Source organism: Pseudomonas sp. NFACC43 (assembly GCF_900119645.1).
In the GTDB taxonomy this organism is placed as follows: domain Bacteria; phylum Pseudomonadota; class Gammaproteobacteria; order Pseudomonadales; family Pseudomonadaceae; genus Aquipseudomonas.
On record NZ_FPKK01000004.1, the window covers coordinates 17,696 to 40,016 of the forward strand.

Consider the following 22,321-nt stretch of genomic DNA (forward strand, 5'->3'; position numbering starts at 1 on the left):
CCGGGGAAAGCGAAGGAAGGCCGAAGCCCCCGATCACCTGCATTAATCACAGTGCACCTTTCAAAAAAACCGCCGCGTTGGGACAGACCGGAGGTGAAATCACCGGTACGTTGCTCGCTACACATTTTTTGGAATCGCCCAGCAAAGACTGCTTGGTAATCGGCAACTCCTGCAATTCAGGCGAATCCACAGAAGTTGTATCAAGAAGGGAGCGTAGTCTACCGGAAAGCCCCTTTCAGCTCAAACCCAGATCTTGTCCCGATGGTTGCCAGCCCAATCGCCAGGTGCCATCGCGGTCGCCATCCAGCCCTGGCAGGTTGGCCACCGCCAGCAGTTGCCCGCCCCGGTACAGCAGCGGCAATCGGCCGCGAACGAAGGCCGGCACGCCCCTCTCGTTGAGCAAGCGCTTGAGATCCCGATGGCCACGCCCGGGCAGCTCCATGACCTCGCCACCTTGACGATAGCGCAGGCAAAGCGGGCCGGCAGGAGGGCTGCCGACAAGGAACACCCGGCCATTTCCTGGCAACCGCACGAAATCAGCCGCCTCTGGCCACTCGACGGTGCCCGAGACGGGACGCAACCAGTGGTCGGATAACCACCAGGCTCGTCCGCCGGCCCGATGCAGCTCACCTGCGGCCAGTCGCCAGACAGGCCGCGCGTCGTCCGCTGCGTCGCGCAGTGACTCCCAGCCGGCCCAGTGGTCACTGTCGGGCAACGTCGTCTGCGTCGCCAGCCAATGGCTCAAGGCGTTGCGTTGCCGGGCCGGCGACAATGCCTGAAGAGGCGCGAGTTCCAGCGAAGGCAGCCCAAGCCAGTCGAACGCTCCAGGCGTCATGGCCCGGGCCAGGTCGATCCGTGCCAGGTCATCGAGCAACCCCTGGGCCTCACCCAGATGCGCGGCGCTGCGAGCCAGGGTCATCGAAGCCTGGGGCCATTGCTCGACCAGCCGCGGAAAGACCCGTTGGCGCAGGTAATTGCGTGCGTACCGCTGATCGTCGTTGGAGGGGTCTTCGATCCAGCTCAGGCCCTGTTGCGTCGCATAGGCCTGCAGCTCGGCCCGAGACACCTCCAGCAGCGGCCGCAGCAGATGCCCCTGGCCCAGCGGACGCTGCCTCGGCATGGCCGACAGGCCCCTGGCTCCTGCCCCTCGCAGCAAACGAAACAACAGGGTTTCGGCCTGATCGTCGCGGTGCTGGGCAACGAGCAGCGCTTCATTGCCGTGGGTCGCCGCGGCGAAGGCTTCATAACGCGCGTCCCGGGCGGCACGCTCGATGCTGGCGCCGGGCTTGACCTGGACATGAACCACCTGCAACGGGACCTCAAGGGCCTCGCAGACCGAACGACAGTGGTCCGGCCAGGTGTCAGCCACAGCCTGCAGGCCATGATGGACATGGATCGCGCAGAGCGTTGGCAGGGAATGGCTTTTTGAGAGAGACGCGAGCAGGTGCAACAGGACGGTGGAGTCGAGACCGCCGGAGAAGGCGATGCGCCAAGTGGTGGCGTTGCGCCAGGGGGATAACTGTGTGAGGAGCCGGGTTGGCAGATCAATCCTGGACGGGTTCATAGAAACTGACCTTCACACAAATCGAATGTGGGAGCGGGCTTGCTCGCGATAACGGTGTTTCAGTCAACGTATCTGTTGAATGTTAAACCGTTATCGCGAGCAAGCCCGCTCCCACACAGGGTACAGCGCTCGGATCAGAGGCCGTAGCTCATCAACCGCTCATAGCGACGGGCCAGCAACGCGTCGTTGTCGAACTTCTTCAGCATCGCCAACTGCGAGCTCAGCTCGGCACGAATCAATGCCGCGGCTGCGGCCGGATCGCGGTGGGCGCCGCCCACGGGTTCGTTGATGACCTTGTCCACGATTCCAAGGCCTTTGAGGCGCTCGGCGGTGATGCCCATGGCTTCGGCGGCATCCGGCGCTTTCTCGGCGGTTTTCCAGAGGATCGAGGCGCAACCTTCCGGCGAGATCACCGCGTAAGTGGAATATTGCAGCATGTTCAACTGGTCGCAGACACCGATAGCCAATGCACCACCGGAACCACCCTCACCGATCACGGTGGCGATGATCGGGGTTTTCAGCCGTGCCATTACCCGCAGGTTCCAGGCAATCGCTTCGCTCTGGTTGCGCTCTTCGGCATCGATCCCCGGATAGGCGCCCGGCGTGTCGATGAAGGTCAGGATCGGCATCTTGAAGCGTTCGGCCATTTCCATCAGGCGGCAAGCCTTGCGATAACCTTCAGGACGCGGCATGCCGAAGTTGCGGCGTACTTTCTCGCGAACTTCGCGGCCCTTCTGATGACCGATCACCATGACTGGCTTGTCTTCCAGACGGGCCACACCACCGACAATCGCGGCGTCGTCGGCAAAGTGACGGTCGCCGTGCAGCTCATCGAATTCGGTGAAGATGTGTTCAATGTAGTCCAGGGTGTATGGACGACGGGGATGACGTGCCAGGCGCGCGATCTGCCAACTGGTCAACTTGCCGAAGATGTCTTCGGTGAGCGTGCGGCTTTTGTCCTGCAGACGAGAGATTTCATCGCCGATATTCAGCGAATTATCGTTACCGACCAAGCGCAACTCTTCGATCTTGGCTTGCAGGTCGGCGATCGGCTGTTCGAAATCTAGAAAATTCGGGTTCATAGGCGTCCGTCTTGGGTCGACGTCCAAGAGAGCTTGGGCCGGCCGGTTGTCTATTCGCGCCCTACCTTAAGGGAGAGGCGCGTTCAGGTCGAGATTAAAAATTCGGGTTGAGGTCAGGGGTGCTCTGGGTCCAAGAGTGGCCCCTGGCCGTCAACGGTATTGGAGGAAGACGTTGTCTTTGCCGAACTGGTCACGCAAGGCTTGAATCAACGCATCCGCCGGATCGATCCGCCAGCCTTCGCCGAACTGCAGCACGGCCTTGGCGTCGGGGCGCACGTACTCCATGGTGATCGGGCAGGCACCGCGATGGCGAGTGAACAACTCTCCCAGCCAGCGTAGCTGATCGCCCTTGAGGTCCTGGGTCTGCAACTTCAGGCGCAAGCTCTCGGCCAGGTTGGTACGGGCATCCTCCATGCTCATCACCCGCTTGACCCTCAACCGCAGGCCACCGGAGAAGTCGTCATTGCTCACCTCGCCTTCCACCACCACCATGGCGTCGGTCTGCAACAGCGACTGCGCGGAGTGGAACGCATCGGCAAACAGCGAAGCCTCGATGCGCCCGGAGCGGTCGTCCAGGGTGATGAACCCCATCTTGTCGCCCTTCTTGTTCTTCATGACCCGCAGGGCAATGATCATACCGGCGACCGTCTGCGTATCGCGGGCCGGCTTCAGGTCGATGATGCGCTGGCGGGCGAAGCGGCGGATCTCGCCTTCGTATTCATCGATCGGGTGGCCGGTGAGGTACAGCCCCAAGGTGTCCTTCTCGCCCTTGAGGCGCTCCTTGAGGGTCAGCTCCTTGGCCTTGCGATGATTGCTGTAGACGTCGGCATCTTCCTCGACGAACAGACCGCCGAACAGGTCGGCATGGCCACTGTCGTGGGTACGGGCCGTCTGCTCGGCCGCCTTGATCGCTTCCTCCATGGCCGCCAGCAATACCGCGCGGTTGCGGTCGATGTTGGCTTGATAGGCCTTGGGCTCATCATGGAAATAAGGCCCCAGGCGATCCAGCGCGCCGCTGCGGATCAAGCCGTCGAGGGTGCGCTTGTTGATGCGCTTGAGATCGACCCGGGCGCAGAAATCGAACAGGTCCTTGAACGGCCCGTCCTGGCGCGCTTCGGTGATGGCTTCCACCGGCCCCTCGCCCACGCCCTTGATCGCACCCAGGCCGTAGATGATGCGGCCTTCGTCGTTCACCGTGAACTTGAACTCCGAAGCGTTCACGTCCGGCGCGTCGAGGCGCAACTTCATGGTCCGCACTTCTTCGATCAAGGTCACGACCTTGTCGGTGTTGTGCATATCCGCCGACAGGACGGCTGCCATGAACGGTGCCGGATAATGCGCTTTGAGCCAGGCAGTCTGGTAGGAAACCAGGCCATAGGCGGCAGAGTGGGATTTATTGAAGCCGTAGCCGGCGAACTTTTCCACCAGGTCGAAGATGTTGCCGGCCAGGTCCGCATCGATGCCGTTGTTGGCGCAGCCCTCGATGAAGCCACCGCGCTGCTTGGCCATTTCCTCGGGCTTCTTCTTACCCATCGCCCGGCGCAGCATGTCCGCGCCGCCGAGGGTATAGCCCGCCATCACCTGGGCAATCTGCATCACCTGTTCCTGATACAGGATGATGCCGTAGGTCGGAGCCAATACCGGCCTGAGACCGTCGTACTGGTAATCGGGGTGCGGATACGCCAGCTCGGCACGACCGTGCTTACGGTTGATGAAGTCATCCACCATGCCCGATTGCAGCGGGCCCGGACGGAACAGGGCCACCAGAGCGATGAGGTCTTCCAGGCAGTCGGGCTTGAGCTTCTTGATCAGTTCCTTCATGCCACGGGATTCGAGCTGGAACACCGCCGTGGTTTCGGCTTTCTGCAGCAGGTTGTAGGTCGGCTTGTCATCCAGCGGAATGAAGGCGATATCCAGGGGCTCTTCGCCTGCCCTGGCCCGGTCGCGGTTGATGGTTTTCAATGCCCAGTCGATGATCGTCAGGGTCCGCAGCCCCAGGAAGTCGAACTTCACCAGGCCCGCTGCCTCGACGTCGTCCTTGTCGAACTGGGTCACCAGGCCATCGCCCTCTTCGTCGCAGTAGATCGGCGAAAAGTCGGTCAGCTTGGTCGGCGCGATCACCACGCCACCGGCGTGCTTACCGACGTTGCGCACCACGCCTTCGAGCTTGCGGGCCATTTCCCAGATTTCCGCGGCCTCTTCATCGACCTTGATGAAGTCCCGCAGGATTTCTTCCTGCTCATAGGCCTTTTCCAGGGTCATGCCGACTTCGAACGGAATCATCTTCGACAGGCGATCGGCCAGGCCATAGGACTTGCCCTGCACCCGCGCCACGTCCCGCACCACCGCCTTGGCCGCCATGGAACCGAAGGTGATGATCTGGCTTACGGCGTTGCGGCCGTATTTCTCCGCCACGTAGTCGATCACCCGGTCGCGGCCATCCATGCAGAAGTCGACGTCGAAGTCGGGCATGGATACCCGTTCCGGGTTGAGGAAACGTTCGAACAGCAGGTCGTATTCCAGGGGGTCGAGGTCGGTGATCTTCTGCACGTAGGCCACCAGCGACCCCGCACCCGATCCACGGCCCGGGCCTACCGGCACGCCGTTATTCTTGGCCCACTGGATAAAGTCCATCACGATCAGGAAGTAACCGGGGAAGCCCATCTGGATGATGATGTCCAGTTCGAAATTCAACCGGTCGACATAGACCTGGCGCTTGGCTTCGTAATCTTCGGTCGTGTCCTTGGGCAGCAGGACGCTGAGGCGTTCCTCCAGGCCGTCGAAGGAAACCTTGCGGAAATACTCGTCGATGGTCATGCCATCGGGAATCGGGAAGTTGGGCAGGAAGTGCTTGCCCAGCTTCACTTCGATGTTGCAGCGCTTGGCGATCTCGACGGTGTTTTCCAGCGCCTCGGGCAGGTCGCTGAACAACTCGGCCATTTCCTCGGCGCTCTTGAGATACTGCTGGTCGCTGTAGTTCTTGGGCCGGCGCGGGTCGTCGAGGGCGCGGCCTTCGCCGATGCAGACGCGGGTTTCGTGGGCCTCGAAATCCTCCTGCTTGATGAAACGCACGTCGTTGGTGGCCACCAGCGGCGCGCCGATCCGGTCGGCCAAGGCAACGGCGGCATGCAGGTGCTCTTCATCGTTGGGCCGGTTGGTACGCTGAACTTCGATGTAGAAGCGATCCGGGAATACGTCCATCCACTCCCGGGCCAGGGTTTCGGCTTCCTCGTTGTTCCCGCTGAGCAGCGCCAGGCCGATTTCGCCCTCCTTCGCCGCCGACAGCATGATCAGGCCTTCGCTCGCCTCGGCCACCCATTCGCGCTCGATGATGATCGAGCCGTTGCGCTGGCCATCGATGAAGCCCCGGGAAATCAACTCGGTGAGGTTGCGATAGCCCACGGCATTCATCACCAGCAGGCTGATACGGCTCAACGGCGCGTCCGGATCCTTGCTCGCCAGCCACAGGTCGGCACCACAGATCGGCTTGATTCCGCCGCCCATGGCCGCCTTGTAGAACTTGACCAGCGAACACATGTTGTTCTGGTCGGTGACCGCCACGGCAGGCATGTTCATGCCCGCGAGGGTCTTGATCAGCGGCTTGATCCGCACCAGACCATCGACCAGGGAGTATTCAGTGTGCAGGCGTAGATGAACGAATGAAGCCGGCATAGTGATCCTGCGTTAAGTCATGAGAACAACAAGGCCCGGATTGTACCGGGCCTTGGGTAAAACATCAGCCATGAGTGTCCAGCCGCGAACACGGCATTTGTGGCGAGGGTTTTGTCCCGGTTGGGCGCGAAGCGGTCCTTGAACCTGAAATCCCGTTACGTTTGACAGACTTTGGGACTGCTTCGCGGTCCAGCGGAAACCAATCCCCTCGCCACAGAAGCAGCGTTTGCATCAGGAAACAGGGCACTGACTGTTCGCGATCACCCCTTCACGGGCCTCATAGGCCAACCGCACCGGGGCGAAGGAACGCCGATGGATAGGCGTCGGCCCCAGGCGTGCCAGGGCCTCCAGATGAACGGGGGTCGGATAGCCCTTGTGGCTGCCGATGCCGTACCCCGGGTAGATCAGTTCGAAGGCGGCCATTTCCCGATCACGGCTGACTTTCGCCAGGATCGACGCCGCCGCGATAGCTGGAACCTTGCCGTCGCCCTGGATGACGGCTTCGGCGCGCATCGACAGTTTCGGGCAGCGGTTGCCATCGATCATCGCCAGTTTCGGCGTGATGTGCAGCCCTTCCACCGCACGCTGCATGGCGAGCATGGTGGCGTGCAGGATGTTCAACTCGTCGATCTCCTCCACCTCGGCCCGAGCGATGCACCAGCTCAGGGCCTTCTCGCAGATTTCATCGTAGAGTTTTTCGCGACGGGCCTCGGTGAGCTTCTTGGAGTCGTCAAGGCCCAGGATTGGCCGGTTCGGGTCGAGAATCACCGCTGCCGTCACCACCGCGCCGCACAGCGGGCCGCGCCCAACCTCGTCGACACCGGCCACCAGTTCTTCCACCTCGGCCACCAGGTTGAAGTCCAGGCCCAGTTGTATCTTCGAATGGCTCATGGTTTTGCGCCGACCAGGGTCAGTACTGCATCCGCCGCCTGGTTGGAGGCGTCGCGACGCAGGGTACGGTGAATTTCATCGAAGCCACGAGTCTGCTCCTCGCCGCCGTCGATCAAGGGTAGCAGTGTACTGGCCAGCGCCTCGGGCGTCGCCTCGTCCTGCAGCAACTCCGGCACCAGCAGACGCTGGGCCAACAGGTTGGGCAGGGAGATGTAAGGGCTCTTGACCATACGCTTGAGAATCCAGAACGTCAGCGGCGCCAGGCGATAGGCGACCACCATGGGGCGTTTGTACAACAACGCTTCAAGGGTAGCAGTCCCGGAGGCAATCAACACGGCATCGCAGGCTGCCAGCGCCTGGTGGGAGCAGCCATCGAGCAACGTGACCGGCAGATCGCGTCCGGCCAGCAAGGCCTCGAGCTGGACCCGCCGTTGCGGGCTGGCACAGGGCAGGACGAAACGCACGTCGGGGCGTATCGCCTGCATGCGTTGGGCAGCGTCGAAGAACACGCTTGCCAGACGACTGACTTCGCCGCCCCGGCTGCCGGGCATCAAGGCCACCAGCGGACCGTCGGGAAGGCCCAGCGCCCGGCGGGCCTGGTCGCGATCAGCCTCCAGGGGAATGGTATCGGCCAGGGTGTGACCGACAAACCGTACCGGCACGCCTTTCTCTTCGTAGAATCGGGCTTCGAAGGGCAGCAACGTCAGCATCAGGTCGCAGCCTTCGCGAATCTTCAGCACCCGCTTCTGCCGCCAGGCCCAGACCGACGGGCTGACGTAATGCACCGTCTTGATCCCGGCCTGACGCAACTTGAGTTCGATGTTGAGGGTGAAATCCGGCGCATCGATGCCGATGAATACATCCGGCTTTTCATCGATCAGGATCTGGATGAGCCGCTTGCGCCGGGCCAGCAATTCCCGCAGGCGGCCGAGCACTTCTACCAGCCCCATCACCGACAGACGCTCCATCGGAAAATAGGAGGCCAGCCCCTCGGCCTGCATCAACGGTCCGCCAACACCGATGAACTCGACCGCCGGATGCTGCGCCTTGAGCGCACGCATCAGGCCCGCGCCCAGGATATCGCCGGAAGCCTCCCCCGCCACCAGCGCAACACGCAAGGTAGCCATGGTCAGCGGGTGATGCCGCGGGTCGAGGACTGGATGGAGTCGCGGAATATCGCGACTTCCGGGAACTGGGTCGCCGCTTCGGCCAACTCGGCCAACGCCTGCTCGACGGTCAGCCCCTGGCGATAGACGACCTTGTAGGCACGACGCAACGCCGCGATCGCCTCTTCGCTGAAGCCACGACGGCGCATGCCTTCGAAGTTCATGCTGCGGGCTTCGGCCGGATTGCCGAACACCGTGACATAGGCCGGGACGTCCTTGCCAATGGCGGTGCCCATGCCGGAAAAGCTGTGGGCACCGATGTGGCAGTACTGGTGTACCAGGGTGAAGCCGGACAGGATCGCCCAGTCGTCCACGTGTACATGGCCGGCCAGCGCGGTGTTGTTGACCAGGATGCAGTGGTTGCCAATAACGCTGTCGTGGCCGATGTGGGCATAGGCCATGATCAGGTTGTGGTCACCCAGGGTAGTTTCGGAACGATCCTGTACAGTGCCGCGGTGGATCGTCACGCCTTCGCGGATCACGTTGTGATCGCCGATGACCAGGCGGGTCTCCTCGCCTTTGTACTTGAGATCGGGGGTGTCTTCGCCTACCGAGGAAAACTGGTAGATGCGATTGTGCCGGCCGATCCGGGTCGGCCCCTTGAGAACTACGTGGGGCCCGATCACCGTGCCCTCGCCGATTTCCACACCTGCGCCGACAATCGACCACGGGCCGACCTCGACATCGGCGGCCAGAACGGCCGTCGGATCGATGATTGCGCGAGGGTCGATCAAACTCATAGTTTGCGTTCCGCACAAATGATTTCAGCGGAGCAGACCGGCTTGCCATCGACCGAAGCCTGGCATTCGAACTTCCAGATCTGGCGCTTGCAACTGATGAACTTGGCTTCGAGGATCAACTGGTCGCCCGGGGTCACCGGCTGGCGGAAACGCAGTTTGTCGGAGCCTACGAAATAGTAGAGCGTGCCGTCGGCGGGTTTCACGTCCATGATCTTGAAACCGAGGATCCCGGCAGCCTGGGCCATTGCCTCGATGATCAGCACACCCGGCATGATTGGATGCGCGGGGAAATGGCCATTGAAGAACGGCTCGTTGATGCTGACATTCTTGTAGGCGCGAATGCGCTTGCCTTCGACATCCAGCTCCACTACCCGATCCACCAGCAGGAACGGGTAACGGTGAGGCAGGTATTCGCGAATCTCGTTGATGTCCATCATTTCGGGAGGAAGCCTATGTAAAGATTGGGAGCGCGGATTGACGCGCACTCCGCTGGCAAATCAAGGAGGCAGTCTAGCGGCTGTGCACACTTGATATGGAAATGGTATCAGCCATCTGATGAAGCATTACCGTCAGGGGTCACGTCCCCTACACGCTTTTCCAGCTGTCGCAGACGTCGCGCCATGTCGTCGAGCTGACGAATCCGGGCCGCGCTCTTGCGCCATTCGGCCGCCGGCTGCATCGCCGTTCCGGAGGAATAGGCGCCCGGCTCGGTAATCGAGTGGGTCACCATGGTCATGCCGGTCAGGAAAACGTTGTCACAAATGTCGATGTGCCCCACCAGCCCTACGCCACCGGCGAGCATGCAATGCTTGCCGATCTTGGTGCTGCCGGAAATGCCCACGCAGGCGGCCATGGCCGTGTGATCGCCGACCTGGACGTTGTGGGCAATCTGGATCTGGTTGTCGAGCTTGACGCCGTTGCCGATGATCGTGTCTGCCAACGCACCGCGGTCGATGGCCGTATTGACGCCGATCTCCACATCGTCGCCGACGGTCACGCCACCGATCTGGGCGATCTTCTGCCAGACACCCTTCTCGTTGGCAAAACCGAACCCTTCGCCACCCAGCACCGCGCCGGATTGAATCACTACCCGCTTGCCGATGCGCACATCGTGATACAGGGTGACCCGGGGGGCCAGCCAACCGCCCTCGCCGATCTCGCTACGCGCGCCGACGAAGCAGTGAGCCCCCAGGGTGACCCCCGCACCGATGCGCGCCGCACTCTCGATGACCACGAAAGGCCCGATGCTGGCGGTAGGATCCACCACGGCATCGGCGGCGATCACCGCGCTGGGATGAATGCCGGCAGGTGCCTTGGGCTTGGGGTCGAACAGATGGGAAATCCGTGCATACGCCAGGTACGGGTCGGGCACGATCAGGGCGTCACCATGGAACCCCTCGGCATCGGCAGCCTTGAGCAACAGCGCGGCAGCGCGGCTGTCTGCAAGGTACTTTCGGTACTGGGGATTTGCCAGGAAGCTCAACTGAGCTGGGCCAGCCTCTTGTAAAGTGGCCAGCCCAGTAATTGCCTTCTCCGGGTCGCCACGCAGGGTGGCGCCGAGGAACTCGGCCAGCTGGCCAAGCTTGATAGTCGCTGTCATGGATTACTTCAGCTGATTCATGCGCTCGATGACCTGGCGCGTGATGTCGTACTGAGGCTTGACATCGATCACTGCGCCACGCTCGAACACCAGGTCAAAACCACCCTTCTTGATGACTTCTTCCACGGCGCTGTCGAGCTTGGGCTTGAGCTGCTTGAGCATTTCACGGTCGGCCACGGCTTTCGCTTCGTTCAGCTCCTTGGACTGGAACTGGAAGTCACGGGCCTTTTGCTTGAACTCGAGCTCCAGGCGCTCACGCTCGCCCTGGGCCATCTTGTCGCCACCGGCCACCAGACGATCCTGGATGCCCTTGGCGCTGCTTTCCAGGCTCTTGAGCTTGGTCAGCTGCGGGCCGAACTTCTTCTCGGCATCCACGGCGTATTTCTTAGCCGCGTCGGATTCCAGCAGGGCCATCTGATAGTTCAGCACGGCGATCTTCATGTCGGCAAAAGCCGGACCTGCGACCAGTACGGTCGCCAGGAGAACCAATTGAGTCAACTTACGCACGATGTACTCCTACAAAATCCATTGTCGTTATCTTGGGGCAGACGCTTAGAACGTCTGGCCGAGGGAGAATTGGAACACTTGGGTTTCAGCGTCATCCGGTTTCTTGATCGGCATCGCCAGGGCGAAGCTCAAAGGACCGAGCGCGGTGACCCAGGTCACGCCCACACCAACGGAGCTGGCCATGTTGCTCAGGCTGATGTCGTTGCACTGAGTGTTGGACCTGGTGCCGTTGGCGTTGGTAGTGTCGCTGCACTTGGAGTCGAATACGTTACCCACGTCCCAGAATACCGAGGTACGCAGGGAGCGCTGATCCTTGACGAACGGCATCGGGAAGAGGACTTCCAGACCACCCTGGATAAGGACGTTGCCACCGAACGGCAGCGGATCCTGATCCGGGTCTCTGATGGTGCCCGGGTTGTTACCCCGGCTCGGCGTACTGCGTGGACCCAGGGTGCTGTCCTTGAAGCCACGCACCGAGTTGAAACCACCGGCGTAGTAGTTCTCGTAGAACGGCAGGCCGTCAGTGGAACCGTAGCCGTCACCATAGCCCAGCTCGGTGTGCAGGCGCATGGTGTAGTTATCGGACAATGGCTGGAACAACTGGCCCCGGTAGTCGAGTTTGAAGAACGACAGGTCGCTGCCAGGGGTGGTGGTTTCGAACACCAGGCTCTGGGAATGACCGCGGGTCGCCAGCACACCTTTGTTCAGGGTCGACTCGGACCAGCCGGCGGACGCCTTGAAGTTCAGGTAGCTGTCGCCTTCCTTGTTAACGAAGTCGAAGATCTCGTCGACGGTGTAGCGACCGGTGTTGATCTTGTCCTGCTGGGCGGTGAGGCCGAAGGTCAGGCGCGAGGTCTCGCTGATCGGGTAGCCGATGTTGGCGCCCACACCGTAGCTGTCCACCGCATAGCTGGAGATGTCCGAGTCCAGCTCGTCGTAGTCGGTGGTGCGATAGAAGGCGTTGTAGCCCAGGCTCACCCCGTCGGCGGTCCAGTAGGGGTCCACGAAGCCGAAGTTGTAGCGGGTCTGGTATTCGCTGCGGGTCAGGCCGACGCTGACCCTGTTACCGGTACCCAGGAAGTTGTTCTGGGTGATCGAACCACCCAGGATCAGGCCCGCGCTCTGGGCGAAACCGACGCTGGCGGTGATGGAGCCGGACGCCTGCTCCTCGACGCTGTAGTTCACATCGACCTGGTCATCGACGCCCGGTACCGCCGGGGTCTCGACGTTGACTTCCTTGAAGAAGCCCAGGCGTTCCAGGCGGGTCTTGGACTGGTCGATCAGGTAGGTCGAAGCCCAGCCACCTTCCATCTGGCGCATTTCACGACGCAGTACCTCGTCCTCGGACTTGGTGTTGCCGCGGAAGTTGATGCGGTTGACATAGGCACGCTTGCCCGGGTCAACGGCGAAGGTGATATCGACGGTATGGTCTTCGTCGTGAGGCTGCGGCACGCCGTTGACGTTGGCGAAGGTATAACCTTCGTTACCCAGGCGGCGGGTGATCAGCTCGGACGTAGTGGTCATCAGCTTGCGCGAGAACACCTGGCCCTTCTGCACCAGCAACAGCGACTTGACCTGGTCTTCCGGCACCTTCAGGTCACCACTGAGCTTGACGTCGCGAACGGTGTATTTATCGCCCTCGTTGACGTTGACAGTGATGTAGACGTGTTTCTTGTCCGGCGTGATAGACACCTGGGTCGAGGCGATGTCCATGTTGATGTAGCCCCGGTCCAGGTAATAGGAACGCAGGCGCTCCAGGTCACCGGACAGTTTTTCACGGGCGTACTTGTCGTCGTTCTTGAAGAACGACAGCCAGTTGGTGGTCTTGAGTTCGAACAGGTCGATCAGGTCTTCATCGGGGAAAACCGTATTGCCCACCACGTTGATGTGCTGGATGGCCGCCACGGTGCCTTCGTTGATGTTGACCTTCAGGCCGACACGGTTACGTGGCTGAGGAACCACTTCGGTGTCGACGGTGGCCGAGTAGCGGCCCTGGGCCACGTACTGGCGCTGCAGTTCGTTACGCACGCCTTCGAGGGTCGCGCGCTGGAAGATCTCGCCTTCGGCCAGACCGGATTGCTTGAGACCTTTCATCAGGTCTTCGGTGGAGATCGCCTTGTTGCCTTCGATCTCGATGCTGGCGACCGACGGCCGCTCGACAACCGTAATGACCAGGACATTGCCATCACGGCCCAGCTGGATATCTTGAAAGAAGCCGGTCTTGAACAGCGCACGAGTGGACTCCACCAGGCGCCGATCATCCGCCTGCTCGCCGACGTTCAACGGCAAGGCACCAAAGACGCTACCCGCGGAGACCCGCTGGAGGCCGTTGACGCGAATATCAGAGATAGTGAAGGACTCGGCGTGAACTTCGGCGATCATCAACACGGTAATAACCGCGGTTAGCAGCAGACGTTTCATGAAGTCCTTTCTTATTCCAACTGGCAATAAACAAACTGCCGCAAAATGCGGCAGATTCGCAATTCAGCGAAGCGTTACAGACGACCCAGATCGTTGACCAGGGCAAGCAACATCACCCCGACCACCAAGCTGATCCCGATCTGTATCCCCCAACCTTGAACCCGATCCGACAAGGGACGACCACGCGCCCACTCGATCAGATAGAACAGCAGATGCCCCCCATCCAGCACCGGGATAGGCAGCAAATTCAGAACCCCCAGGCTAATGCTCAGATAAGCAAGGAAATTCAGGAAATCAGCAACGCCCGACTGGGCAGAAGCGCCCGCCACTTTAGCAATGGTTATCGGTCCACTCAAGTTTTTTACCGAGAGCTCGCCGAACAACATTTTCTTGAGCGAATCGAGGGTCAGGACGCTCATGGTCCACGTACGACGCGCACCCTCGCCAATCGCAGCGACAGGACCGAAGCTGACCTCGCGAATCATCTCTGGCGGCCAGTCGACAGCCTTGACGCCAGCGCCCAGGTAGCCGTTCGGCGCCTTGCTCTCGCCCCGCGCGCCCAAGGTGACAGGGACGTCAATTGGAGCACCATCACGCTCGATGCGCAGCACAATCTTGGTATCAGGACGTACACGAACCGCATCCACCACCTGCTGCCAGTCACCGACCGGCTGCCCATCGAGGGCCAGCAGGCGATCACCGGTCTTCAGGCCCGCGGCCTGGGCCGGGCCCTTCGGATCGAGCTCGGCCAATATCGGCGGCAGCGCCGGACGCCAGGGGCGAATACCCAGGGAGCGGATCGGATCCGGCTCATCGGCGCCCTTGAGCCAGTTGTCCAGCACCAGTTCCCGAGGCGAATCCGTGGTCGAGCCCTCGTCGCGCACCATCAACTGCAACGAGCCACTTTCGCCCAGGCGACGCACCAACTGCAGGTTGACGGCGGCCCAGCCGGAAGTGGGCTCTCCATCGATCGCCACGATCTCCTGGCCAGGGCTCAGCCCGGCCCGTGCGGCCACGCTACCGGCCTCTACGCCACCGATGACCGGCCGCACCTGCTCGCTGCCCAGCATGGCCAGCGCCCAGAAAAACACCAGGGCCAACAGGAAGTTGGCGACGGGCCCCGCCGCCACGATGGCGATGCGCTGACGAACGGTCTTGCGATTGAAGGACTGATGCAGCTGATCGGCGGGCACTTCACCTTCGCGCTCGTCCAGCATCTTCACGTAGCCGCCCAGGGGGATAGCCGCCACGACGAACTCGGTGCCGCTCTTGTCATGCCAGCGCAGCAAGGGCATGCCGAAGCCGACGGAAAAACGCAGCACCTTGACGCCACAGCGACGCGCGACCCAGAAATGACCGAATTCGTGAAAAGTGACCAGCACACCCAATGCAACCAGGGTGCCGACAATCATATAGAGCGCGCTCATCTGCTTTCTCCGCAATCCAGTCCAGGGCAACCCTGGCTAACGTATCGCAACCTCAACGCCCGTGACGCCTCAGCCATTGGCTCGCCAGCTCACGAGCCCTGGCATCGGCAGTGAATACCGCGTCCAGATCATCGAGGCAAACCACAGCCTCCAGGTTCAAGACTTCCTCGATGATACTCGCGATCTCGGGGTAACGGACACGTCCATCGAGAAACGCCGCCACTGCCACTTCATTGGCCGCATTGAGCATGGCCGGCGCGCTGTTGCCTGCCTCGCCAGCCTGGCGAGCCAGGCGCAGGCACGGGAAACGCTGCTCATCGGGCGCCTGGAAGTCCAGGCGAGCGATGGCGAACAGGTCCAGGGGAGCCACGCCGGAGTCGATCCGCTCCGGCCAGGCTAGGGCATTGGCGATAGGGGTGCGCATGTCCGGGTTGCCCAGCTGGGCCAGCACCGAACCGTCCACGTAGTCCACCAGGGAATGGATCACGCTCTGGGGATGGATCACCACCTCGACCTGGGAAGGCTTGGCATCGAACAGCCAGCAGGCCTCGATCAGCTCCAGGCCCTTGTTCATCATGCTGGCCGAATCCACGGAAATCTTGCGCCCCATGGACCAGTTCGGATGAGCGCACGCCTGTTCAGGCGAAACATGTTCCAGCTCGGCCAGGGGAGTCTGGCGGAACGGACCGCCGGAAGCCGTCAGCAGAATCCTCCGAACCCCCACCGCACCCAGGCCTCGGGAAAAGTCCCGGGGCATGCACTGAAAAATCGCGTTGTGTTCGCTGTCGATCGGCAGCAGCACCGAGCCGCTCTGGCCCACCGCCTGCATGAACAGCGCCCCGGACATGACCAGGGCCTCCTTGTTGGCCAGCAGGATCTTCTTGCCCGCCTTCACCGCCGCCAGCGTCGGACGCAAGCCCGCCGCACCGACGATCGCCGCCATCACCGCATCGACTTCGGGATCGGAGGCCACCTCGCACAGGCCCTCCTCCCCTACCAGCACGCGGGTCTGCAAGCCTGCCGCGCGCAGGTCGTCCTGCAGCGCCCGCGCCACACTGGCTTGCGGCACCACGGCGAACCGCGGGACGTGACGCAAGCACAACGCCAGCAGCTCGTTCAGACGCGTGAAGCCACTGAGGGCGAAGACCTGGTAACGCTCTGGATGCCGGGCAATGACGTCCAGGGTGCTGAGGCCAATGGAACCGGTGGCGCCCAGTACAGTGATCTGCTGAGGACGACTCACGGTGCAGCCATCCACAACAGCACGGCGAAGATCGGGATCGCGGCAGTCAGGCTGTCAATGCGATCCAGTACGCCGCCATGGCCCGGCAACAGGTTGCTGCTGTCCTTGATCCCGGATTGACGCTTGAACATGCTTTCGGTCAGGTCGCCGACCACCGAGACAAATACGATGAGCGCGGCACCGAACAGGCCGATCAGCAGTTGCCCGGCAGTCCACTCGCGTGTGACACCGACCACTGTCGTGATCACCAGGCTCAAGGCCAGCCCACCATAGACCCCTTCCCAACTCTTGCCCGGACTGACCTTTGGCGCCAGCTTGCGTTTGCCAAAGGCCCGACCGGAGAAGTAGGCACCGACGTCGGCCCCCCATACCAGCACCATCACCGCCATGATCTGCCAATTGCCCAACGGCCCCTGCTTGATCCAGATCAGGCCTTGCCAGGCCGGCAACAGGATCAACAGGCCGATGGTCAGCTTGGTCGCTGCGTTGGCCCAGTGATGGGTAGTCCGGGGATAGGTCAATACCAGGAACGCTGCCGTTGCCCACCACAGCACCGAAGCACCCAGCACCCAGGGTGCGATGCCCGGCACCACGTACATGACGAACAGCATGGCCGCCACGGCCGCCGCATAGGTCATGCGCGCCGACTGCGCGGCGAAACCCGCCAGCCGGGCCCACTCCCAGGCCCCCAGCGTCACGACCAGCCCGATGAACAGGGCAAAGCCGGCCCCCTCGAGCAGGAAGAAACCACCCAGGGCGATGGGCAACAGGATCAGGGCTGTGATGATTCGTTGTTTAAGCATTAAACCCGGGCTCCAGCTTCGATCTGCTCGCTCGTTTTACCGAAGCGACGCTGACGGGAAGCGAAATCGGCCAGTGCGACGCGCATGGCTTCGTGTTTGAAGTCCGGCCAGAAAAGGTCGGAGAAGTACAGCTCGGCATAAGCCAGCTGCCAGAGAAGGAAATTGCTGATGCGGTGCTCGCCGCCAGTGCGAATGCACAGGTCCGGCAATGGCAGGTCGCCCGTGGCCAGGCAGGCCTGCAACAGGTCGGGAGTGATGTCCTCCGGCCGCAAATGCCCGGCCTGGACCTCCCGCGCAAGGCGCTGGGCAGCCTGGGCGATGTCCCACTGGCCACCATAGTTGGCGGCGATCTGCAGGACAAACCGGTCGGCACCGGCCGTCGCGGCCTCGGCTTCGCGCATCGCCGCCTGCAGCTCCGGATGGAAGCGCGAACGATCACCGATGATGCGCAGGCTGATGCTGTTCTCGTTGAGGCGCTTGGCCTCGCGACGCAGGGCCTTGAGGAACAACTCCATCAAGGCGCTGACCTCGTCGGCCGGACGCTGCCAGTTTTCGCTGGAGAAAGCGAACAGGGTCAGCACCTCGACTCCCGCCTCGGCACACACCTCGATGACCGCACGAACCGCGTCGACACCCGCCTTATGCCCGGCGACGCCGGGCATGAAGCGTTTCTTGGCCCAGCGATTGTTGCCGTCCATGATGATCGCCACATGGCGAGGCACCGCGAACGACACGGCCTGCTTGGTCTTTTCCATGAAAACGAGACCCTTATACGGCCATCAGGTCTTTTTCTTTCTGCGCCAAATCCGCGTCGATCTTAGCCACATACTTCTTGGTCAGGTCGTCGATCTCGCCGGCGGCGCGACGCTCTTCGTCTTCGCTGATTTCCTTTTCCTTGACCAGGTCCTTGAGCTGGCTGTTGGCATCACGACGGATGTTGCGCACGGCAACACGAGCGTCTTCAGCCACGTCACGAGCCTGCTTGGTGAAGCCCTTGCGGGTCTCTTCGGTCAGGGCCGGCATGGAGATCAGCAGCAACTCACCCAGGTTGGTCGGGTTCAGGTTCAGGCCGGCACTGCCAATGGCCTTGTCGACCGCCGCGAGCATGTTGCGCTCGAAAGCCACGACCTGCAGGGTACGGGCGTCCTTGACGGTGATGTTGGCCACTTGCTTGATCGGAGTGTCTGCACCGTAGTAAGGCACCATCACGCCCTCGAGAATGCTCGGGTGGGCCTGGCCGGTACGGATGCGGCCGAAGTTGTGCGCCAGAGACTCCACGGACTTCTGCATGCGCTGTTCGGCGTCTTTCTTGATTTCATTGATCATTGTTGAACTTCCTCGATCAGGGTTCCTTCGGCGCCGCCATGCACGATGTTCAGCAGGGCGCCGGGCTTGTTCATGTTAAAGACACGCAGCGGCATCTTGTGATCGCGACACAGGCAGATTGCCGTCAGGTCCATTACACCCAGCTTGCGATCCAGTACTTCATCGTAGGTCAGATGATCGAACTTCTCGGCATGCGGGTCCTTGAACGGGTCGGCGGTGTAGACGCCATCGACCTTGGTTGCCTTGAGCACGACATCGGCATCGATCTCGATCGCTCGCAGGCAGGCAGCCGAATCCGTGGTGAAGAACGGATTACCGGTGCCGGCGGCAAAGATCACCACTTCCTTGGAATTGAGGTGGCGCATGGCTTTGCGGCGGTCGTAGTGATCGGTCACGCCAACCATGGAAATGGCCGACATCACGATGGCCGAGATATTGGCACGCTCGAGCGCGTCGCGCATAGCCAGGGCGTTCATCACAGTGGCCAGCATGCCCATGTGGTCGCCCGTGACCCGATCCATGCCGGCCGCGCTCAGCGCCGCGCCGCGGAACAGGTTGCCGCCGCCGATGACCAGGCCGACCTGGACACCGATGCCGACCAACTGGCCAACTTCCAGGGCCATGCGATCCAGGACCTTCGGATCGATCCCGAACTCTTCCGAGCCCATCAGGGCCTCGCCGCTAAGCTTGAGTAGAATGCGTTTATAGCGAGCCTGATAACCACTGCCCTGCTGAGCCATTGCGAATCTCTCCTGCGGCGTATTTTCAAAAATTCTTCAAGCTGTTTACAGCCTGCGTTCACTCTAGCTTGACGCTGACACAGCGCCATCGGAACACGGCTTTGTAAGCCAGTTCCGACAGGAAACCAATAATAATCGGCCTCCGATCCAAAAAGAGGCTGCGCGCGTGAGCGGGCAGCCTCTTCTGGGCGACAGTTGTAAAACCGTCTTATTGCTTGCTGGCAGCAGCTACCTGAGCGGCAACTTCTTCTGCGAAGTTGTCGACCGGCTTCTCGATGCCTTCACCTACTTTGAAGTAGGTGAACGAAACGATTTCAGCACCGGCTTTCTTCGCCAGGTCGCCGACCTTGATTTCCGGGTTCTTGACGAAGGCCTGCTCAACCAGGCTGGCTTCGGCCAGGAACTTGGAGATACGGCCGCTGACCATTTTCTCTGCGATTTCAGCAGGCTTGCCTTTCAGCTTCTCTTCGTTCAGCTGCAGGAAAACACCCTTCTCGCGCTCGATCGCTTCAGCGGAAACGTCCGAAGGCAGCAGGAACTCAGGGTTGGTAGCAGCCACGTGCATGGCGATGTCTTTGGCCAGCTCGGTGTCGCCGCCCTTCAGGACAACCGCAACACCGATCTTGTTGCCGTGCAAGTAGGTACCGACCACATCACCTTCAACGCGAACCAGGCGACGGATGTTGACGTTTTCGCCGGTCTTGCCAACCAGGACCAGGCGCGCTTCTTCCTGGGCTTCGATCAGCGGAGCTGCGTCGGTCAGTTTGTCAGCGAAGGCTTTTTCGACGCTGGCAGCGACGAAGGCCTTGAAGTCATCCTGCAGAGCCAGGAAGTCGGTCTGGGAGTTGACTTCCAGCAGGACGGCAGCCTTGCCGTCGTCCTTGATGGCGATGGCGCCTTCAGCGGCGACGTTGCCGGCTTTCTTGGCAGCCTTGATGGCGCCCGAAGCACGCATGTCATCAATGGCTTTCTCGATGTCGCCGCCAGCCTTGGTCAAGGCTTTCTTGCAGTCCATCATGCCTTCGCCGGTACGCTCGCGCAGTTCTTTGACCAACGCTGCAGTAATCTCTGCCATTTCAAAATCCTCTTGGATAGGTTTTCAACCATTCCACCCGACCGAACGGGCGATCAATTCTTCCTGGAAAACCACTGCTTATAGGCCGCGGCAGGTTACAAACAAGTCACTGCGCCGGCGACAAATGGTTTTCGAGGTGGCAAAAAGGGGGCCAAGCCCCCTTTTTGCTTACTGAGTCAACGCCAGGGCGTCGATTACTCAGCGGCTGCTGCCGGAGCTTCTTCAGCGAAGACTTCGGTGCCGCCGTTAACATTGTTGCGACCACGGATAACAGCGTCAGCCATCGAACCCATGTACAGCTGGATGGCGCGAATGGCGTCATCGTTGCCTGGGATGATGTAGTCAACGCCTTCCGGGCTGCTGTTGGTATCGACAACGCCGATGACCGGGATACCCAGCTTGTTGGCTTCGGTGATCGCGATGCGCTCGTGGTCAACGTCGATCACGAACAGTGCGTCAGGCAGACCGCCCATGTCCTTGATACCGCCCAGGGAGCGGTCCAGCTTCTCAAGATCGCGAGTGCGCATCAGCGCTTCTTTCTTGGTCAGCTTGGCGAAAGTGCCGTCTTCGGACTGGACTTCGAGATCACGCAGACGCTTGATGGAAGCGCGAATGGTCTTGAAGTTGGTCAGCATGCCGCCCAACCAGCGGTGATCGACGTACGGCGAACCGCAACGTGCTGCTTCTTCAGCAACGATCTTGCCAGCGGAGCGCTTGGTGCCGACGAACAGAATCTTGTTTTTGCCCTGGGCCAGGCGCTCTACGAAGGTCAGTGCCTCGTTGAACATCGGCAGGGTTTTTTCAAGGTTGATGATGTGGATCTTGTTGCGCGCGCCGAAAATGTACTTGCCCATTTTCGGGTTCCAGTAACGGGTCTGGTGGCCGAAGTGCACACCGGCCTTCAGCATATCGCGCATGTTGACTTGGGACATGATAGTTCCTTGATAAGTCGGGTTTGGCCTCCACGTATCCCAATGACCAACCAGCGGCCTATATAAGCCGAAGGCACCCAGGTCATCGTGTCGACACGTGTGTGGATTTAAGCTCTCGGGGTCATCCCCGGAAAGCGGCGCATTTTATACCACAGCGAGGGCGAAAACGAAACCCGGATTCTTAAAACCCATTGTGGCAAGGAGATAACCCCCTCACCACAGAGTTCCGGCCTGGAGAGCTCATTGTACTGATCGTCTGTTAGAATCGCGTTTTCGGGGCCGCAGGGAACCTCTTGCGCCGCCCATTTCGTTTCGAACAGCGCCACCAGGCGCAGAGAGAGCCTGTATGACCGTCACCCTCAAGACTCCCGAGGACATCGCAAAGATGCGTGTCGCCGGCAAGCTCGCCGCCGACGTGCTGGAAATGATCGCCGACTACGTCAAGCCGGGCGTGACCACCGAAGAGCTGGACCGGATCTGCCACGATTATATCGTCAACGAGCAGAAGGCCATTCCCGCACCGCTCAACTACAAAGGCTTTCCGAAGTCGATCTGCACTTCGATCAATCACGTGGTCTGCCACGGCATCCCCAACGAGAAGCCGCTGAAGGATGGCGACACCCTGAACATCGACGTCACCGTCATCAAGGATGGCTATCACGGCGATACCAGCCGCATGTTCCACGTCGGCAACGTGCCGGAGTGGGCCCAGCGCCTGTCGAAAGTGACCCAGGAATGCATGTACATGGCCATCGAGCTGGTGAAGCCGGGCTGCCGACTGGGTGACATCGGCGAGGTGATCCAGAAGCACGCGCAGAAGAACGGCTTCTCGGTGGTACGTGAATTCTGTGGCCACGGCATCGGCAAGGTCTTCCACGAAGAGCCACAGATCCTGCACTACGGCCGCGCCGGCACCGGCATGGAGCTCCAGGCGGGCATGACCTTCACCATCGAGCCGATGATCAACCAGGGTCGCGCCGAAACCAAGGTACTGGGCGACGGCTGGACCGCCATCACCAAGGACCGCAAGCTGTCGGCCCAGTGGGAACACACCCTGCTGGTGACCGAGACCGGGTACGAAATCTTTACCCTGCGCAGCGACGACACCATCCCTCGCGTTTCCGCCTGAACC

At 61.2% G+C, this 22,321-nt stretch carries 19 protein-coding genes; 1 reads left to right on the plus strand and 18 read right to left on the minus strand.

Translation table 11 applies throughout. The features are described from left to right. Nucleotides 1-235: 235 nt before the first annotated feature. The 18 genes from tilS to rpsB form a co-directional block, all read right to left on the minus strand. Nucleotides 236-1,564 carry a tRNA lysidine(34) synthetase TilS gene (gene tilS, locus BT179_RS08715; protein WP_072430848.1) on the minus strand — a complete coding sequence of 443 codons (1,329 nt, stop codon included), beginning with the start codon at nt 1,562-1,564 and terminating at the stop codon, nt 236-238. Between the two features lie 134 nt (nt 1,565-1,698). Further along, nucleotides 1,699-2,646, minus strand: coding sequence for an acetyl-CoA carboxylase carboxyltransferase subunit alpha (locus BT179_RS08720; protein ID WP_072387933.1), 948 nt, complete (start codon nt 2,644-2,646; stop codon nt 1,699-1,701). A 150-nt stretch (nt 2,647-2,796) separates the two neighbouring features. After that, nucleotides 2,797-6,318 (minus strand): DNA polymerase III subunit alpha, encoded by a 3,522-nt coding sequence (dnaE, locus tag BT179_RS08725; RefSeq protein WP_072387936.1) that lies wholly within the window; start codon nt 6,316-6,318, stop codon nt 2,797-2,799. A gap of 231 nt (nt 6,319-6,549) precedes the next feature. Further along, a complete protein-coding gene (gene rnhB, locus BT179_RS08730; RefSeq protein WP_165887910.1) occupies nt 6,550-7,194 on the minus strand; it encodes a ribonuclease HII in 645 nt (214 codons plus the stop codon). A gap of 11 nt (nt 7,195-7,205) precedes the next feature. Beyond that, nucleotides 7,206-8,336 (minus strand): lipid-A-disaccharide synthase, encoded by a 1,131-nt coding sequence (gene lpxB / locus BT179_RS08735; RefSeq protein WP_072430847.1) that lies wholly within the window; start codon nt 8,334-8,336, stop codon nt 7,206-7,208. Between the two features lie 2 nt (nt 8,337-8,338). Further along, the gene (lpxA, locus tag BT179_RS08740) at nt 8,339-9,115 is read right to left on the minus strand and encodes an acyl-ACP--UDP-N-acetylglucosamine O-acyltransferase (RefSeq protein ID WP_072387942.1); all 777 of its coding nucleotides are present in this window, start codon (nt 9,113-9,115) and stop codon (nt 8,339-8,341) included. Then, nucleotides 9,112-9,552, minus strand: a complete 441-nt coding sequence (gene fabZ / locus BT179_RS08745; RefSeq protein WP_072387944.1) for a 3-hydroxyacyl-ACP dehydratase FabZ — start codon at nt 9,550-9,552, stop codon at nt 9,112-9,114. The genes lpxA and fabZ overlap by 4 nt, the downstream gene beginning before the upstream one ends. Nucleotides 9,553-9,659: 107 nt before the next feature. After that, nucleotides 9,660-10,715 carry a UDP-3-O-(3-hydroxymyristoyl)glucosamine N-acyltransferase gene (gene lpxD, locus BT179_RS08750; RefSeq protein ID WP_072387946.1) on the minus strand — a complete coding sequence of 352 codons (1,056 nt, stop codon included), beginning with the start codon at nt 10,713-10,715 and terminating at the stop codon, nt 9,660-9,662. A gap of 3 nt (nt 10,716-10,718) precedes the next feature. Beyond that, complete coding sequence (locus BT179_RS08755) at nt 10,719-11,222, minus strand: OmpH/Skp family outer membrane protein (RefSeq protein WP_024779019.1); 504 nt, start codon at nt 11,220-11,222, stop codon at nt 10,719-10,721. Nucleotides 11,223-11,267: 45 nt separating this feature from the next. Beyond that, a complete protein-coding gene (gene bamA / locus BT179_RS08760) occupies nt 11,268-13,643 on the minus strand; it encodes an outer membrane protein assembly factor BamA (protein WP_072387948.1) in 2,376 nt (791 codons plus the stop codon). Nucleotides 13,644-13,717: 74 nt separating this feature from the next. Beyond that, entirely contained in the window at nt 13,718-15,070 is a 1,353-nt protein-coding gene (rseP, locus tag BT179_RS08765) for a sigma E protease regulator RseP (RefSeq protein ID WP_072430846.1), read from the minus strand. Nucleotides 15,071-15,122: 52 nt separating this feature from the next. Further along, the gene (gene ispC, locus BT179_RS08770; RefSeq protein ID WP_072430845.1) at nt 15,123-16,313 is read right to left on the minus strand and encodes a 1-deoxy-D-xylulose-5-phosphate reductoisomerase; all 1,191 of its coding nucleotides are present in this window, start codon (nt 16,311-16,313) and stop codon (nt 15,123-15,125) included. Then, on the minus strand, nt 16,310-17,116 hold the full coding sequence (locus BT179_RS08775) for a phosphatidate cytidylyltransferase (RefSeq protein WP_072387955.1): 807 nt from the start codon (nt 17,114-17,116) through the stop codon (nt 16,310-16,312). Before BT179_RS08775 ends, ispC begins: the two co-directional genes overlap by 4 nt. Continuing rightward, nucleotides 17,116-17,871: a polyprenyl diphosphate synthase gene (uppS, locus tag BT179_RS08780; protein WP_072387957.1), complete on the minus strand. Its 756-nt coding sequence runs from the start codon at nt 17,869-17,871 to the stop codon at nt 17,116-17,118. The genes BT179_RS08775 and uppS overlap by 1 nt, the downstream gene beginning before the upstream one ends. A 13-nt stretch (nt 17,872-17,884) precedes the next feature. Further along, nucleotides 17,885-18,442: a ribosome recycling factor gene (gene frr, locus BT179_RS08785; protein WP_072387959.1), complete on the minus strand. Its 558-nt coding sequence runs from the start codon at nt 18,440-18,442 to the stop codon at nt 17,885-17,887. Next, nucleotides 18,439-19,182 (minus strand): UMP kinase, encoded by a 744-nt coding sequence (gene pyrH, locus BT179_RS08790; protein ID WP_003198235.1) that lies wholly within the window; start codon nt 19,180-19,182, stop codon nt 18,439-18,441. The genes frr and pyrH overlap by 4 nt, the downstream gene beginning before the upstream one ends. A gap of 208 nt (nt 19,183-19,390) precedes the next feature. Beyond that, nucleotides 19,391-20,257, minus strand: coding sequence for a translation elongation factor Ts (gene tsf, locus BT179_RS08795; RefSeq protein ID WP_072387961.1), 867 nt, complete (start codon nt 20,255-20,257; stop codon nt 19,391-19,393). 194 nt (nt 20,258-20,451) lie between these two features. Next, the gene (gene rpsB / locus BT179_RS08800) at nt 20,452-21,189 is read right to left on the minus strand and encodes a 30S ribosomal protein S2 (protein WP_003198231.1); all 738 of its coding nucleotides are present in this window, start codon (nt 21,187-21,189) and stop codon (nt 20,452-20,454) included. Nucleotides 21,190-21,535: 346 nt separating this feature from the next. Here rpsB and map point away from each other — a divergent pair, with 346 nt between their 5' ends. After that, nucleotides 21,536-22,318 (plus strand): type I methionyl aminopeptidase, encoded by a 783-nt coding sequence (map, locus tag BT179_RS08805; RefSeq protein WP_053152730.1) that lies wholly within the window; start codon nt 21,536-21,538, stop codon nt 22,316-22,318. Nucleotides 22,319-22,321: the final 3 nt, after the last annotated feature.